The following is a 15,850-nucleotide window of genomic DNA, read 5'->3' as shown; positions in this document are numbered from 1 at the left end:
GCGAGCGCCCGGCGCCGCGGGGGTGCAGACTTCCCCGACGACAACGTGTAGGAGACGCGGGGTCGTGCCAGGAGCAGTTCCGTCCACCACAGCGAGGTGCCACGCAGTGAGCACGGCGGTCGGCCCGGTCCCCGCGACGCGGCGGGGCGGCCTGCTCACCACCGTGCGGGCCTACCTGGCGCTGACCAAGGCCCGGATCATCGAGCAGCTGCTCGTGGTCACGGTGCCGGCGATGATGCTCGCCGAGCGGTCGGTGCCGTCCCTCTGGCTCGTGCTGGCGGTGCTCGTCGGCGGTGCCGGTGCGGCGGCCAGCGCCCACGCGCTGAACTGCGTCGTCGACGCGGACATCGACGCGAAGATGGCCCGCACCCGCAAGCGTCCCCTGGCCCGCGACGCCGTGCCGCGCTCGCACGCCCTGGTGTTCGGGCTGCTGCTCGGGGCCGCGTCCGCGGTGTGGCTCGGGCTGACCGCGAACTGGGTCGCGGCGGGCCTGTCGGTCGCCGCGATCGCGTTCTACATCCTCGTCTACACGCTCCTGCTCAAGCGCCGGACCTCGCAGAACATCGTCTGGGGCGGCGCGGCGGGCTGCATGCCCGTGGTGATCGGCTGGGCCGCCGTCACGGGCACCGTGCAGTGGCCCGCGCTGGTGCTCTTCGCGATCATCTTCTTCTGGACGCCGCCGCACTTCTGGGCGCTCGCGATGCGCTACCGCGACGACTACGCCGCGGCCGGCATCCCGATGCTGCCCGTCGTCGCCTCGCCCCGGCGCGTCAGCCGCCAGATCGTCGCCTACTCCTGGGCGATGGTGGCGTGGTCGGCGCTGCTGGTGCCGGCGACCTCCTGGATCTACCTCGGCGCCGCCGCCCTCGGCGGGACCTGGTTCCTCGTCGCGGCCCACCGCCTCGACCGCGCGGTGCGGCGCGACGAGGTGGTGCAGTCGATGCGCCTGTTCCACCTCTCGAACACCTACCTCACCGGTCTGTTCGTGGCCGTGGCGGTGGACTCCGCCATCGGCTGGCCGGTCCTCGGCTGGCCGTTCCAGGGCTAGTCCCACAGGCGAGGCGCCGTCGGGCGCCGCGGGTAGCGGCCACGGATGTCCGGGACGTCGCGCCACCGCAGGCGGTCGAGGCGCGCCGAGAACGCGACGATGCGCTCGACCACGTGCGGCACGGGGTGCTCGCCGCCGGCTCCGAGCGACACCACCTCCCACCCGTGGTCGAGCAACGTCCCGGCGCGGGCCCACGCGTCGTCCGGGGCCCGGTCCACGAGCACGCCCCCGCGCCGGTCCGGCCAGGCCAGGTCGAGCTCCCCGACGACCTCCTCGGTCGCCGCCACCGTCACCACCGCGCCGACCATCGGCGCGGGCAGGCGCGCGGACAGCACGCCGAGTCGTACCCGCGTCCGACGCGGCGTGTCGCTCCGGGCGTCGATCAGCGCCGCGGCCGCGCGCACGCGGGCCATCCCGCGCTCGCCGGTGTGCCGGTCGGCGAGCGCCACGACGTCGGCGGTGCGCAGCCCGCATCGTCGGGCGAGGGCGTCGGCGATCACCACCGCCTCCACCGTGGGCAGGCGCCGGGCGACCTCGAGCAGCGTCCGGCCGGGCGACGTGAGGCGCAGGACGGCGCCGCCGTTCCCGTCCGGCCACGTGACGACCTCGTCCTCCGGGAGGTCGGCGCGCCGGACGTCCAGGGCGCCCCGTGACCGGACGCCCGCGCCCGGGACGAGCACCTCGGTCCGCTCCGGGAGGTCGGTCGTCGTCCCGGCGTCGGCGACCGCTCCGCCCGCGCCCCAGAGCACGGCCGCCGTCGTCCCCGTGACGGTGCCGTCCGGGTGGCGCAGCATCGCAGTGCGGGCGAGCGTGACCCGGTCGACGGCCGTCCCGGCGGCCACGTACACGTCGTGCCCGAGGGGGACGAACCCGGATCCGCGGAGCCGTCCCGGCGTGAGGACTCCACGCCCCACGGCCTCGGACCCGCGGAACGGTCGCTCGAGGTCCATGCCGGGTTCGACGCAACCCGCGCGCCGACGGTTCCGTCCGCCGCCGGCTCTCCATCTCGATCTCTCGGGAGTGTCGGGGCTGCTGAACAGTGGTGACACTCCCGGGAGATCGATCTGGAGAGGTGCGCGCCGACCTCCTGCCGGGCCGCAGGAGCCGCAGGCGGAGCGCCGACGCCTCGTCGCGCTCCGAGGAGATCGAGGAACGCCGGCGCCGGCACGACGCCCCCGACGGGCTCTCCCGTTCGATCTCTCGAGAGTGTCAGCGCTGCGGTGCGCCCGCGGCACCCTCGAGAGATCGACGTGGAGAGCTCACGGCACCAGGAGCAGCTTCCCCGTCGTGCGGCGGGACTGGAGGTCGCGGTGGGCGGTGGCGGCGTCGTCGAGGGCGTAGCGGCCGCCGATGCGCACCGAGAGCTCGCCGGCCGCGACCGACGAGAACACGGCGGACGCCCGGGCCGCGAGGGCCTCGGGGGTGCGGACGTGCCAGTGCAGGGACGGGCGGGTGAGGTAGAGCGAGCCGCCGCTGTTGAGGCGCTGCGGGTCGACGGGCGGGACGGGGCCGCTCGCGGCGCCGTAGAGGGCCAGCACGCCGCGCACGCGCAGGCTCGCGAGGGAGGCGTCGAAGGTGGCCGCGCCGACACCGTCGTAGACCGCCGCGACGCCCTCGCCGTCGGTGAGGGCGCGGACCCGGTCGGCGAGGTCGTCGGAGTAGCGGAGGGTCTCGTGCGCGCCGGCCCCGCGGGCCAGGGCGTCCTTCTCCTCCGACGAGGTCGTCGCGAGCACCCGGGCGCCCAGCGCGCTGGCCATCTGGCACAGGAGCAGGCCCATGCCGCCCGCGGCGGCGTGCACGAGGACGACGTCGCCCGGGGCCACGGGGTAGGTGTCGTGGAGCAGGTAGTGCGCGGTCATCCCCTGGAGGACCACGGCGGTGGCGGTCTCGAGGTCCACGGCGTCGGGCACGGTGACGAGCTCTGCGGCGGGGACGGTCGCGAGCGTCGCGTAGGAGCCGAGGGTGTTGGTCCAGACCACGCGGTCCCCGGGCGCGACGGTGGTGACGCCGGGGCCGACCGCGCGCACGGTGCCGCCGCCCTCGAGGCCGGGCACGCAGGGCAGCGTCGTGGGGTAGGTGCCGGTGCGGAAGTAGGTGTCGATGTAGTTGACGCCGATCACCGCCAGCTCGACGAGCGCCTCGCCGTCGCCGGGCTCGGGGTCGGGCAGGTCGGCGGGTTCGAGCACCTCGGGGCCGCCGAGCGTCGTCATGCGGATGGCGTGCACGTCAGGACCTCCCGGCCAGTGCCGGAGCGGGTGCGCCGGAGGCCGCGAGGGTCACGGCGTCCGGTTCGGCGGTCGCCGACCACAGCCACGCCGTCGCCGCGACGGTCACGACGGCACCGAGGACGTGCAGCGCCACGAGGAGCTCGGGGACGCCGAGGGCGTACTGGACGCCGCCGAGGACCCCCTGGGCGAGCGTCAGGACGACGAGCACCCGCAGCCGCACGATCACCGCCCGGGGCGCGCCGACCGCGTGCACCATGAAGCCGACGCCCACGAGCAGGCCGAGGAACGCGAACAGCAGGTGGGCGTGCGCGGTCGCGAGCGCGGGGAGCGGGATCGCGGCCAGGCGGGGGGTGGCGGCGTCGCCGCCGTGCGGACCGGCCGCGGTGACCAGCGTGCCCGCCACGAGCAGGGCGACGAGCACCACGGACGTCACGACCAGCAGCCCGCGCAGCGCCGGCGCGACGGCGGCCCGCCAGGGCGTGCCCGGCGGCGCGGCCATGGCGGCGGGGGAGCACTCCCGCACGAGGAGCACCGCGAGCCAGATCAGCGGGATCGTGACGAGGAAGTGCGCCGCCACCGTGTACCAGGCCAGCCCCGTGAGCACCGTGATCCCGCCGATGACGGCCTGGGCGACGACGCCGAGGGGCATCGTCGCGGCGAGGAGGATCAGGCGGCGCCGGCGGGGGCGGACGTTGACGGCGGCGAGCAGGCAGGCGCCGGCGACGAGCACGAGCGCGATGCCGAGCAGGCGGTTGCCGAACTCGACCCACTGGTGCAGCACCGCGACCTCGGGGTGCGGCACGGGGACCAGGCTGCCCGGGAAGCACTGCGGCCAGGTCGGGCAGCCGAGCCCGGACCCGGTCACGCGGACGACGGCACCGGTGACCGCGATGCCCGCCTGGCCGACGACCGCGGCCATCGCGAGCCCGCGCATCAGCCGGGGCGGGGTGGCGGGGAGGCGCTCCAGCACGAGGCCGATCCTAGGCTGCGGAGCGCCGCGGAGCCGGACCAGTCCTACGTCCGGTCGTAGGTGCCCTCAGGACCAGCGCACCGTGCGGACCGCGATGCCGCCGGCGACGACGGTCCAGGCGAGCAGGACGACGACGTGGGCCGTCGACGGGGTGCCGCCCACCAGCGCGGTGCGCAGCCCCTCGGCGAGCGCCCCGGACGGCAGCAGCTGCACGACGGTCGCGAGCGGGCCGGGCAGCGCGGCGGCCGGGACGAGGACCCCGCCGGCGAAGAGCAGCACGAACCACACGATGTTGGCCACGGCGAGCACCAGCTCCGCGCGCAGGCTCCCGCCCAGCAGCACGCCGACCGCGCCGAAGGCCGCCGTGCCCAGCACGACGAGCAGCACGACCCAGCCCGGCGAGCCCGCCCCCGGCCGCCAGCCCAGCGCGACGGCGACGGCGCCGAGCACGACGACCTGCACGAGCACCACGGCCGCCATCCCGCCGAGGCGCCCGACCACGATGAGCCAGCGCGGCACCGCCGTCGCGGCCAGGCGGCGCAGCACCCCGTAGCGGCGGTCGAAGCCCAGCGAGATCGCCTGGCTCGTGAACGCCGTGGACATGATGGCCAGCGCGAGGACCGTGCCCAGCGCCGACGTCGGCCGCGGCTCGGGCAGCGGGACGACGCGCAGCAGCGTCAGCCCGACGAGCAGGGCGAGCGGGATGACGAGGGTGAGCAGCACCTGCTCGCCCTGGCGCAGCGCCAGCTTCGTCTCGAGCAGCACCTGCGCGCCGAGCATCCGGCCCAGCGGCCCCCGACCCGGGGCGGGGGTGAACGTGCCCGCCTCGAAGCTCACGAGCGCAGCTCCCGCCCCGTGAGCTCCAGGAACACGTCCTCGAGGCTGCGGCGGGCGACCCTCAGGTCGTCGGCGAGCACCCCCTGGCGCGCGCACCAGGACGTCACCGTCGAGAGGACCTGCGGGTCGATGGAGCCCTCCACGAGGTAGCTGCCCGGCGTCGGCTCGGAGACCGTGCACTCCTCGGGCAGCGCGTCCGCCAGCAGGCGCAGGTCCATGCCGGCGGCGGCGCGGAAGCGCAGCTCGCGGTCGGCGCCCGCCGCGGTGAGGTCGTCGGGCGAGCCCTCGGCGACGGTGCGCCCGTGGTCGATGATCACGATGTGGTCGGCGAGGGTCTCGGCCTCCTGCATGAGGTGCGTGGTCAGCAGGACCGCCACGCCGTCGGCGCGCAGCGCGCGCACGAGGTCCCACACGAGCCGGCGGCCCTGCGGGTCGAGGCTCGCGGTGGGCTCGTCGAGGAACACCAGCTCGGGGCGCCCGACCACGGCGCAGGCCAGGGCGAGGCGCTGCTGCTGGCCGACCGAGAGGCGCTTGTAGGGCGTGCGGGCGCAGGAGGCGAGGCCGAGGGTCTCGACGAGCCAGTCGGGGTCGAGCGGGTGCGCCGAGCAGGTCGCGACGAGCCCGACCATCTCGCGCACGCGCACCCCGGGGTACGCGCCGCCGCCCTGGGGCATGACGCCCGTCCGGGCGCGCAGGGCGTCGGGTGCGCCGGCGGGGTCGGTGCCGAGCACCCGGACCTCGCCCCCGTCGCGGCCGCGCAGGCCCTCGCACACCTCGACCGTCGTGGTCTTGCCCGCGCCGTTGGGCCCGAGCAGGGCGAGGACCCGGCCGGGCGCGAGGTCGAGGTCGAGCCCGTCGACCGCCGCGCGCCCCTGGTAGCGCACGACGAGGTCGCGCACCTCCAGCGCGCGCACGGCTCCCGACACGGACGACAGCCTAGGTCGCCGGGGTCCGCGGCACGCGCCCGCGCACCGCGGCCAGCGGCACGAGCGCGAGCAGGGCGGCCGCGGTGATGGCCATGGGCAGCTGGTAGGTGCGGAACGAGAAGTCGGCGCCGGTGGGCGGCACGAGCAGGGCGATGACCGCGCAGATCGCGACGGCGAACCCGCGGATCCTCGGGTTCCGCACCGACGCGGCGAGCGGGACGATCGCCCACAGCAGGTACCAGGGGTGGAGGACGGGGCCGGCGAGGAAGACCGCCCCGAAGCCGTAGCCCATGCCCGCGACGGCGTGCAGGCGCCCGTTCAGCACCATGAAGACCAGCAGCACGCACACCAGGGCGGCGACGCCGAGGCCCGCGGCGCGCGTGAGGTCGAGGACGGCCTCGGTGTGGTCGCCGAGGCCGAGCAGCCCGCCGAGCCAGCCGCCGAGCACCCCGAGGTCGGTGGTGACCGAGAGCCAGCTGCGCAGGAGGTTCGGCACGGCGAGGGCCTGGATCCACCCGAAGCCCAGCCCGCTGCCCACCGACACCGCGGCGACCGTGCCGAGCCCGAGCACCGAGACGCCGGCGCCGTAGCGCAGCAGGCGCGGGAAGCCCCCGCCGCGCTCGTGCGCCACGTGGGCCGCCAGGAACCCCAGGGCCACGACCGCCGGGATCTTCCCGGAGGCGCCGAGCCCGATGAGCAGCGCGCCGAGCACCCACGAGTGCCGCATGCCGATCTCCATGCCGGCGAGGACGACGCCGAGCATGATCGCGTCGTTGTGGATGCCGCTGACCAGGTGGAAGAGCACCAGCGGGCTGATCGCGAGCCACAGCGCCGCGATCGGCTCCACGCCCGCCCGCCGCGCCAGGTGCGGCACCGCCCAGATGACGAGCCCGAGCGCGGCGAGCGCCAGCACCCGGTGCAGGTAGACGCCGAGCACGATGTCGTCGCCGGCGATGCCGGTGATGAGGCGCCCGAACGTCAGGAAGCCCGGGCCGTACGGCGACGGCGTGGTGCGCCAGATCGTCGGGATGCTCGCGACCAGCGGGTCGGAGAGCCCGAGCGCCTGCGCGGCGCCGTAGATGTAGGGGTCGAAGCCGCGGGAGACGACCTCGGCCTGGGACAGGTAGCCGTACACGTCGGTGGAGAACAGCGGCGGCGCGACGGCCAGCGGCGCCATCCACATGACGAGGATGCGGGTCAGCTGGCGCACCGAGAGCCGCACGCGGCCCGGCCACGCGAGCCGCCCGAGCCACAGCCAGGCGAGCACCAGCATGCCCATGCCCAGGTAGGCGAGCGTGAGCGACACCGTCGGCATGCGGCCCCACAGACCGAGCACCCGCGTGCCGAGCAGCGGGTTGTACGCCGGCGCGGGTGTCGCCCCGCAGCCCAGCGCGCCGATGGCCATGAGCAGCGAGCCGGTGGTCCCGAAGCGCCGCACGGTCCGCAGGCGCCGCCGCTCGTCGGGCGTCGGCGGGGGCGGCGTGGCGCCCGGCGGCGTGACGGCGGGGGCGTCGGCGGACACGTCGGCAGGCGCCTGCAGGGCCTGCGCAGCGCCGGTCACGGATCGGGACGATACCGAGCGCGGTGACGAGCCCCGCCCGCCCTACCCGACGGTGGGCACAGGTGAGGTGACCCTGGGTGAGCGCGATCACCGCCCCGATCCGGGGGGTCCGCTTTGCCGGGCGCCGACAAATACGCAAGACTGGTGTTGTCAAAAGGAAAGGCGACCCTTGGTGAGCGTGGAGGAGGTGGTCACGATGAGCGGTGTCGACGGGCACGACGGCCGGACGCGGGACCTCATCGTCCGCCGGCTGCTCGAGCACGGCCCCACCACGGCGATGGACCTCGCCGGGGAGTTCGGCCTCTCGGGTGCGGCGGTGCGCCGCCACCTCGACGCGCTGGTCGCCGACGGCACCGTGGTCACCCGGGACGCCCCCCGCGCCTCGGGCCGTGGCCGCGGCCGCCCGGCCCGCCAGCACCTGCTCACCGAGCAGGGCCGCCGGCGCGCGGGGCGCGGCGAGGCCGACGTCGCCGAGCTCGCCGTCGCGGCGCTGCGCGAGCTCGCGGGCGTCGCGGGGGAGGACGCGGTCCGCGCGTTCGCCCGCCGTCGCATCCTCGGGCTCCTCGCCGAGCACCGTGAGGGTCCCGGCGGTATCGAGGCGCAGGACGACCGTGCCGCCCGGGTCGAGGCCCTGGCCGGCGCGCTGTCCCGCGAGGGCTACGCGGCGTCGTCGCGGCCCAGCAAGGGCACGGGCGCACAGCTCTGCCAGCACCACTGTCCGGTGGCCGGCGTGGCCGCCGAGTTCCCGCAGCTGTGCGAGGCGGAGACCGAGGTCTTCGCCGAGCTCCTGGGCACCCACGTCCAGCGGCTGTCGACCATCGCGCGGGGCGACGCCGCGTGCACCACCCACGTTCCCCAGCCGACCACCACCGACGTCAAGGGAAGGCAGGTCGTATGACCACCTCCGCGGAGCGGACCACCGCCTCGCTCGCCGACAGGGCCCCCGAGCTCACCCAGGAGGAGACCCTCGCGGCGCTCGGGACCTATCAGTTCGGGTGGCACGACAGCGACGTCGCCGGGGCGAGCGCGCAGCGCGGCCTGAACGAGGCGGTCGTGCGTGACATCTCGCAGAAGAAGGACGAGCCGGACTGGATGCTCCAGCTGCGGCTCAAGGCGCTGAACACGTTCGACAAGAAGCCGATGCCGCAGTGGGGCTCTGACCTCTCGGGCATCGACTTCGACAACATCAAGTACTTCGTCCGGTCGACGGAGAAGCAGGCCGCCAGCTGGGAGGACCTGCCCGACGACATCAAGGCGACGTACGACAAGCTCGGCATCCCCGAGGCCGAGAAGGCGCGCCTGGTCGCGGGCGTCGCGGCGCAGTACGAGTCCGAGGTCGTCTACCACCAGATCCGCGAGGACCTGGAGGCGCAGGGCGTCATCTTCATGGACACCGACACCGGGCTGCGCGAGCACCCGGAGCTGTTCGAGGAGTACTTCGGCTCGGTCATTCCGGCCGGCGACAACAAGTTCTCCGCGCTGAACTCGGCGGTGTGGTCCGGCGGCTCGTTCATCTACGTGCCCAAGGGCGTCCACGTGGACATCCCGCTGCAGGCCTACTTCCGGATCAACACCGAGAACATGGGCCAGTTCGAGCGGACGCTGATCATCGTCGACGAGGACGCCTACGTCCACTACGTCGAGGGCTGCACGGCGCCGATCTACTCGTCCGACTCGCTGCACTCCGCGGTCGTCGAGATCGTCGTGAAGAAGGGCGGCCGCTGCCGCTACACGACCATCCAGAACTGGTCGAACAACGTCTACAACCTGGTCACCAAGCGCGCCAAGGCCGAAGAGGGCGCGACCATGGAGTGGGTCGACGGCAACATCGGCTCCAAGGTGACCATGAAGTACCCGGCCGTCTGGCTGACCGGGCCGCACGCCAAGGGCGAGGTGCTCTCGGTGGCGTTCTCCGGCGAGGGCCAGCACCAGGACGCGGGCGCCAAGATGGTGCACCTCGCGCCGCACACGTCGTCGACGATCATCTCGAAGTCGGTGGCACGCGGCGGCGGGCGCACCAGCTACCGCGGCCTCGTGCGCGTCAACAAGGGCGCGCACCACTCGCGGTCGACGGTGAAGTGCGACGCGCTGCTGGTCGACACGATCAGCCGCAGCGACACCTACCCGTACGTCGACGTCCGCGAGGACGACGTGACGATGGGCCACGAGGCGACGGTCTCGAAGGTCAGCGAGGACCAGCTCTTCTACCTGATGTCCCGCGGCCTCACCGAGGACGAGGCCATGGCGATGATCGTGCGCGGGTTCGTCGAGCCCATCGCTCGCGAGCTGCCCATGGAGTACGCGCTCGAGCTCAACCGCCTGATCGAGCTGCAGATGGAGGGTGCGGTCGGATGACCGAGCCGGTTGTCGAGACCGGGGGCGGCACCACGACCGCCCCCGGCGCCCCGGTCCTCGACAAGGACCCGGGCATCAAGACCGCGTCGTCGCCGAAGATCGCGCCGTGGGAAGAGCGCCACACGTCCTACGACGTGGAGGCGTTCGAGGTGCCGCGCGGGCGCGAGGAGCAGTGGCGGTTCACGCCGCTGCGCCGCCTGCGCGGGCTGCACGACGGCTCGGCGAGCGCCGAGGGCGCGATCGAGGTGTCGGTGCGCACCGGTTTCGGTGAGGCCGCCGGCGACCTCGCCGGCACCGGCACCCGCCACGAGCGTGTCGGCCGCGACGACGCCCGTCTCGGCGACGGCGGCATCCCGGCCGACCGCGTGGCGGCGCAGGCGTGGTCGTCGTTCACCGAGGCCCACGTGGTCACGGTGAACGAGGTCCGGTCCGACGACGAGCCGCTGACGATCACCGTCGGCGGCCCGGGCGCGGGCTCGACCGCGTACGCGCACCTGCAGCTGCGCCTCGAGCACCACGCCGAGGCCGTGGTCGTGCTCGACCACCGCGGCTCGGGCACGGTCGCCGCCAACACCGAGTTCGTCGTCGCCGACGGCGCGAAGCTCGAGGTCGTCGAGGTGCACGACTGGGCCGACGACGCCGTGTACGTCGGGGCCCAGCACCTCTCGGTCGGCCGCGACGCGACGATCCGGCACACGTCGGTGACGCTCGGCGGCGACCTCGTGCGGCTGTCCCCGGTGATCAACTACCGGGCGCCCGGCGGCGACGTCGAGCTCGACGGCCTGTACTTCGCCGACGGCGGCCAGCACTTCGAGCAGCGCCTGCTCGTCGACCACTCGGTGGCCCACTGCCGCTCGCGGGTGATGTACAAGGGCGCGCTGCAGGGGGCCGACGGGGGCACGGCCGCCCACACGGTCTGGATCGGCGACGTGCTGATCCGCAAGGCCGCGGAGGGCACCGACACCTACGAGCTCAACCGCAACCTGCTGCTCACCGACAACGCCCGCGCCGACTCGGTGCCGAACCTCGAGATCGAGACGGGCGAGATCGTCGGCGCCGGCCACGCCAGCGCGACGGGACGATTCGACGACGAGCAGTTGTTCTACCTGATGTCGCGCGGCATCCCCGAGGCGCAGGCGCGCCGGCTCGTGGTCCGCGGCTTCTTCGGCGAGGTCATCGCCAAGGTCCGCGTCCCCGCGCTGCGCGACCGTCTCGAGGCGGCCATCGAGGCCGAGCTCGAAGCGATCAACTCCTGAGCACCCCACCACACGCACGAGTAGTGAAAGAGGCCTGATGTCCACCCTCGAGATCCGCGACCTGCACGTCGAGGTCGAGACCGAGTCCGGTCCCAAGGAGATCCTGCGCGGCGTCGACCTGACGGTGAGCTCGAACGAGACCCACGCGATCATGGGTCCGAACGGCTCCGGCAAGTCCACGCTCGCCTACTCCATCGCGGGCCACCCGAAGTACCAGGTCACGAAGGGCCAGGTGCTCCTGGACGGCGAGGACGTGCTGGCCATGGAGGTCGACGAGCGCGCCCGCGCCGGGCTGTTCCTCGCCATGCAGTACCCCGTCGAGGTGCCCGGCGTCTCGATGTCGAACTTCCTGCGCTCCGCGGCCACCGCGACCCGCGGCGAGGCGCCGAAGGTGCGGCACTGGGTCAAGGAGGTCAAGGGCGCGATGTCCGACCTCGAGATCGACCCGGCGTTCGCCGAGCGCAGCGTCAACGAGGGCTTCTCCGGCGGCGAGAAGAAGCGCCACGAGGTGCTGCAGATGGCGCTGCTCAAGCCGAAGTTCGCCGTCCTCGACGAGACCGACTCCGGTCTCGACGTCGACGCGCTGCGCGTCGTGAGCAAGGGCGTCAACGATTACAAGGCCGCCTCCGACGTCGGCATCCTGCTGATCACGCACTACACGCGGATCCTGCGCTACATCGCGCCGGACAAGGTCCACGTGTTCGTGAACGGCCGGGTCGCCGAGTCCGGTGGCCCCGAGCTCGCCGACGAGCTCGAGGAGAACGGCTACGTACGGTTCACGGGCTCCGCGGCGGAGAAGGAGGAGCAGCCGGCATGACCGCCCTCGCACCCTCCACCGGCACGTCCGCCGGGGGTGCGACCCTGGATGTCGCGAAGATCCGCGAGGACTTCCCCATCCTGAGCCGCACCGTTCGGGACGGGAAGCCGCTGGTCTACCTCGACTCCGGCGCGACGTCCCAGCGGCCCCGCCAGGTGCTCGACGCGGAGCGGACGTTCCTCGAGACGTCCAACGCCGCCGTGCACCGCGGGGCCCACGCGCTGGCCGAGGAGGCCACGGACGCCTACGAGTCCGCGCGCGAGCGGATCGCGGCGTTCGTGGGCGCCGACATCGGAGAGGTGGTGTTCACGAAGAACGCCACCGAGGCGATCAACCTCGTCGCCTACGGCATGAGCAACGCCTCCGTGGGCGACGGCGTCGACCCGGCCGCCGAGCGCTTCCGCCTCGGGCCGGGCGACGAGGTCGTCACCACCGAGATGGAGCACCACGCGAACCTCGTGCCCTGGCAGGAGCTCTGCCGGCGCACCGGGGCGACGCTGCGCTGGTTCTCGGTGACGCCCGACGGGCGCCTCGACCTCAACTCGGACGAGGCGCGCTCGGTGATCAACGAGCGGACCCGGGTCGTCGCGTTCACCCACCAGTCCAACGTGCTGGGCACCGTCCCGCCGGTGGAGGAGCTGGTGCGGCGCGCCCGTGCGGTCGGCGCCTACACGGTGCTCGACGCCTGCCAGTCGGTGCCGCACGCCCCGGTCGACCTCCACGCCCTCGGCGTCGACTTCGCCGCGTTCTCCGGGCACAAGATGCTCGGGCCGTCGGGCATCGGTGTGCTCTACGGGCGGGCCGAGCTGCTCGAGGCGCTGCCCCCGTTCCTCACGGGCGGCTCGATGATCGAGCTCGTGCGGATGGAGAGCTCGACCTACGCCCCGCCGCCGGCGCGGTTCGAGGCCGGCGTGCCCATGACGTCGCAGGCCATCGGCCTCGGGGCGGCCGTCGACTACCTGTCGGCGATCGGGATGGACGCGGTGAAGACCCACGAGGCCGAGCTGACCGGCGCGGCACTGCTCAAGCTGCAGGACCTGCCCGGCGTCGCGATCGTCGGCCCGCGCACCACCGAGGCCCGCGGCGGCGCCGTCGCGTTCACCATCGAGGGCCTGCACCCGCACGACGCGTCCCAGGTGCTCGACGACTCGGGCATCGCGGTCCGCGTCGGCCACCACTGCGCCTGGCCGCTGCACCGGGCGTTCGGCGTGCAGTCGTCGATCCGCGCGAGCTTCCACGTGTACAACACGATGGAGGAGGTCGACGCGCTCGTGGCCGGCATCCGTCGGGCCCAGGAGTTCTTCGGGGTGGTGCCGTCGTGAAGCTCGACTCGATGTACCAGGAGATCATCCTGGACCACTACCGCAACCCGCACGGCCGCGGGCTGCGCGACCCGTTCGAGGCCGAGGTCCACCACGTCAACCCGACCTGCGGGGACGAGGTGACCGTGCGCGTGCACCTCACCGGCGGCGAGGGCCGCGACGCCAAGGTCGAGGACCTGTCCTACGACGCCCTGGGCTGCTCGATCAGCCAGGCCGCGACCTCGGTGGCGCACGACCTGCTCGTCGGCCACACCGTCGGCGAGGCCTTCGAGACGCTCGAGGCCTACCAGACGATGGTGCAGGGTCGCGGCAAGGTGGAGCCCGACGAGGACGTGCTCGACGACGCCGTCGCCTTCGCCGGCGTGGCCGCCTACCCGGCGCGCGTGAAGTGCGCGCTGCTCGGCTGGCTGGCGTTCAAGGACGCGGTGGCCCAGGCTCAAGCTGGAGGTACCTCATGACCGAAGAGACCGTGCAGCAGTCTGTCCAGCGAGGCGCCGCCGGCATGCCCGAGGCGCCCGCGACCAGCACCGACCTGCCGTCGGTCGACGACCTCGAGGAGGCCATGCGCGACGTCGTCGACCCCGAGCTGGGGATCAACGTCGTCGACCTGGGGCTGCTCTACGGCATCGACGTCCACGACGGCTCCGAGGACGGGGCCGGCCCCGTCGTCACCCTCGACATGACCCTGACCTCGGCGGCCTGCCCGCTGACCGACGTCATCGAGGACCAGGCCCGCGCCGCCCTCACCCAGGGCCCGGGCGGGGGACTGGCCAAGGACGTGCGGATCAACTGGGTCTGGATGCCGCCGTGGGGCCCGGACAAGATCACCGACGACGGTCGCGAGCAGCTCCGCGCGCTCGGCTTCACCGTCTGAGCTCCGCCGCACCCGCACCGGACGACGCCCTCGCTGCACCTGATGCAGCGAGGGCGTCGCTCGCTCGTGCCGGGGTGGGCGCACTGAGGTGATCAACGGGGACTTCGCGCGCCTAGAAGCAGCGAACAGGCCGTTCGCTGCTAACCCCGCTCGCGCACCACGTGCGGGCGCAGGTGGCGGTAGCCGCGCACCGCGAGCTGGGGCACCGCGCGGATGTCGAGGTCCAGGTCGGTGGCGCGCAGGGCCTCGGTGAGGTTCTCGTCGATCAGCACCGTGCCCGGGTGGGCCTCGGACGTCAGCCGGCTGGCGATGTTGACGACCGGCCCGTAGACGTCGCCGTAGCGGGGGAGCACCTCGCCGAGCGCGAGCCCGACGCGCAGGGCCGGGCGGCCCTCGTCGTCGGGCACCTCCTCGTGGAGCCGGAACGCGATGTCGACGGCGTCCTCGACGCGCTCGGCCACGAACAGGATCTCGTCCCCGAGGGTCTTGACGATCCGCCCGTGCCGGCGCGCCACGACCTCGGTGCACACGGTCTCGAAGCGCTCGAGCAGCGCGCGCAGCTCGACCTCGTCGATCTTCCGGCTCAGGCTCGTGAACCCGACGATGTCGGCGAAGCCCACGACGACGCGGTTCTCCGACGACCCGTCCTCGGGCGGGTGGGCGAGGGTCGCGAGCATCCGGCCGGCGGTGACGGCGAGGTGGCGGCGCCAGACGTAGGACTGGAGCTTCTCCAGCGTCGGCACCAGCGCCTCGACGGCCTCGACGATCGCGTCCGGGTCGTGGGCGCGGCCCGTGTCGGCGATGGTGCGCCGCACCAGCGTCGCCTGCCACTCCGCGAGGCGTCCCAGACCCTGGCCGAGGGCCCGCGCGACGGCGAGCTCCTCGGCCTCGTCGAAGGTGTCCTCCTCGAGGAGGCGCCCCGACAGCTCGAGCGCGTCCACGTCCGCCTCGGCGAACCCGCGGACGTCGTCGGCGGTGGCCGGGAAGCCGAGCGCGCTCCACAACCGCGAGGTGTGCTCCGGGGTGAACCCGGTGCGCTGCTGCACCTCGCCGCGCGTCATGGTCCGGGGCCCACCCAGGAGCAGGTCCTCGATCCGCTCCTGCGCCCGCGCCCACCGCTCGGGATCGGGGGAGGCGGGGTCCGGACCGGGCGTCACGTGGTGTGGACGATGAGGACGTCGCTGCCGGCCCGGCGGGAGATGCCCTGCGGGACCGAGCCGAGCAGCCGGCCCGCGAGGCTGTTGAGGCCCCGGTTGCCGACGACGACCAGGTCGGCCTTGCGGTCGGCGACGACCTCGACCACGCGGTCGATCGGGTCGCCCTCCACCGCGACGGTGTCGATCTCCACCGAGCCCTTGGCGGCGGCACGCTCGCGGGCGTCGCGCAGCGTCTCCTCGGCGGGGGTCGAGCCCACGACGTGGAACGCGGCGTCCTCGCCGAGCGCCTGCTCGGCCTCACCGGTCGACTTCGCCGGCTTGTAGGCGCAGATGATCAGCAGCAGCGCCTTCGCGTCGGCCGCGATCGTCGCCGCCCGGTCGACCGCGCGGTACGACGACTCCGAGCCGTCCGTCCCGACGGCCACGGTCTGGTAGGCACCCATGGCGGCAGTCCCCTTCTCGTCGGTGACGGGTCACGAACCCGTCACGATGCCGGTTC

At 73.9% G+C, this 15,850-nt stretch carries 15 protein-coding genes and 1 pseudogene; 8 read left to right on the top strand and 8 right to left on the bottom strand.

What is annotated here, in order from left to right; genetic code table 11:
* The first annotated feature begins 106 nt into the window (after positions 1-106).
* Positions 107-1,048 carry a heme o synthase gene (locus tag ACYX4T_RS05950; protein ID WP_476013644.1) on the top strand — a complete coding sequence of 314 codons (942 nt, stop codon included), beginning with the start codon at positions 107-109 and terminating at the stop codon, positions 1,046-1,048.
* Here ACYX4T_RS05950 and ACYX4T_RS05945 read toward each other — a convergent pair.
* The 6 genes from ACYX4T_RS05945 to mptB all read right to left on the bottom strand — a co-directional run bounded on the left by ACYX4T_RS05945 (position 1,045) and on the right by mptB (position 7,570).
* Entirely contained in the window at positions 1,045-1,890 is an 846-nt protein-coding gene (locus ACYX4T_RS05945) for a hypothetical protein (protein ID WP_476013643.1), read from the bottom strand. The two genes, ACYX4T_RS05950 and ACYX4T_RS05945, sit on opposite strands and share 4 nt — an antisense overlap.
* Before the next feature lie 417 nt (positions 1,891-2,307).
* On the bottom strand, positions 2,308-3,258 hold the full coding sequence (locus ACYX4T_RS05940) for a quinone oxidoreductase family protein (protein ID WP_476015193.1): 951 nt from the start codon (positions 3,256-3,258) through the stop codon (positions 2,308-2,310).
* A 16-nt stretch (positions 3,259-3,274) separates the two neighbouring features.
* Positions 3,275-4,246: a COX15/CtaA family protein gene (locus tag ACYX4T_RS05935; RefSeq protein WP_476013642.1), complete on the bottom strand. Its 972-nt coding sequence runs from the start codon at positions 4,244-4,246 to the stop codon at positions 3,275-3,277.
* 66 nt (positions 4,247-4,312) lie between these two features.
* Positions 4,313-5,026 (bottom strand): ABC transporter permease, encoded by a 714-nt coding sequence (locus tag ACYX4T_RS05930; protein WP_476015192.1) that lies wholly within the window; start codon positions 5,024-5,026, stop codon positions 4,313-4,315.
* Positions 5,027-5,079: 53 nt separating this feature from the next.
* The gene (locus tag ACYX4T_RS05925) at positions 5,080-6,009 is read right to left on the bottom strand and encodes an ABC transporter ATP-binding protein (protein WP_476013641.1); all 930 of its coding nucleotides are present in this window, start codon (positions 6,007-6,009) and stop codon (positions 5,080-5,082) included.
* 10 nt (positions 6,010-6,019) lie between these two features.
* Entirely contained in the window at positions 6,020-7,570 is a 1,551-nt protein-coding gene (gene mptB, locus ACYX4T_RS05920) for a polyprenol phosphomannose-dependent alpha 1,6 mannosyltransferase MptB (RefSeq protein WP_476013640.1), read from the bottom strand.
* Between the two features lie 166 nt (positions 7,571-7,736).
* Here mptB and ACYX4T_RS05915 point away from each other — a divergent pair.
* From ACYX4T_RS05915 to ACYX4T_RS05885, 7 genes and pseudogenes are all read left to right on the top strand, one after another.
* Positions 7,737-8,468, top strand: a pseudogene (locus ACYX4T_RS05915) (helix-turn-helix transcriptional regulator); the annotation flags it as partial.
* The gene (gene sufB, locus ACYX4T_RS05910; RefSeq protein WP_476013639.1) at positions 8,465-9,925 is read left to right on the top strand and encodes a Fe-S cluster assembly protein SufB; all 1,461 of its coding nucleotides are present in this window, start codon (positions 8,465-8,467) and stop codon (positions 9,923-9,925) included. The pseudogene ACYX4T_RS05915 and the gene sufB, both read left to right, overlap by 4 nt.
* Positions 9,922-11,181, top strand: coding sequence for a Fe-S cluster assembly protein SufD (gene sufD / locus ACYX4T_RS05905; RefSeq protein ID WP_476013638.1), 1,260 nt, complete (start codon positions 9,922-9,924; stop codon positions 11,179-11,181). The genes sufB and sufD overlap by 4 nt, the downstream gene beginning before the upstream one ends.
* 37 nt (positions 11,182-11,218) lie before the next feature.
* Entirely contained in the window at positions 11,219-11,998 is a 780-nt protein-coding gene (sufC, locus tag ACYX4T_RS05900) for a Fe-S cluster assembly ATPase SufC (RefSeq protein WP_476013637.1), read from the top strand.
* The gene (locus ACYX4T_RS05895) at positions 11,995-13,320 is read left to right on the top strand and encodes a cysteine desulfurase (protein WP_476013636.1); all 1,326 of its coding nucleotides are present in this window, start codon (positions 11,995-11,997) and stop codon (positions 13,318-13,320) included. Before sufC ends, ACYX4T_RS05895 begins: the two co-directional genes overlap by 4 nt.
* On the top strand, positions 13,317-13,778 hold the full coding sequence (gene sufU, locus ACYX4T_RS05890; protein WP_476013635.1) for a Fe-S cluster assembly sulfur transfer protein SufU: 462 nt from the start codon (positions 13,317-13,319) through the stop codon (positions 13,776-13,778). The genes ACYX4T_RS05895 and sufU overlap by 4 nt, the downstream gene beginning before the upstream one ends.
* Complete coding sequence (locus ACYX4T_RS05885; RefSeq protein ID WP_476013634.1) at positions 13,775-14,194, top strand: metal-sulfur cluster assembly factor; 420 nt, start codon at positions 13,775-13,777, stop codon at positions 14,192-14,194. Before sufU ends, ACYX4T_RS05885 begins: the two co-directional genes overlap by 4 nt.
* A 140-nt stretch (positions 14,195-14,334) precedes the next feature.
* On the opposite strand, the gene ACYX4T_RS05880 is transcribed toward ACYX4T_RS05885, so the two are convergent.
* Both ACYX4T_RS05880 and ACYX4T_RS05875 read right to left on the bottom strand, forming a co-directional pair.
* Positions 14,335-15,351: an adenylate/guanylate cyclase domain-containing protein gene (locus ACYX4T_RS05880; RefSeq protein WP_476013633.1), complete on the bottom strand. Its 1,017-nt coding sequence runs from the start codon at positions 15,349-15,351 to the stop codon at positions 14,335-14,337.
* Entirely contained in the window at positions 15,348-15,794 is a 447-nt protein-coding gene (locus ACYX4T_RS05875; protein WP_274233717.1) for a universal stress protein, read from the bottom strand. Before ACYX4T_RS05875 ends, ACYX4T_RS05880 begins: the two co-directional genes overlap by 4 nt.
* Positions 15,795-15,850 lie beyond the last annotated feature (56 nt).

The organism is Actinomycetospora sp. ABD4_176, assembly GCF_056311855.1.
Note: the sequence above shows the minus strand (reverse complement) of the source record. Positions and strands in the feature narration are given on the sequence as shown.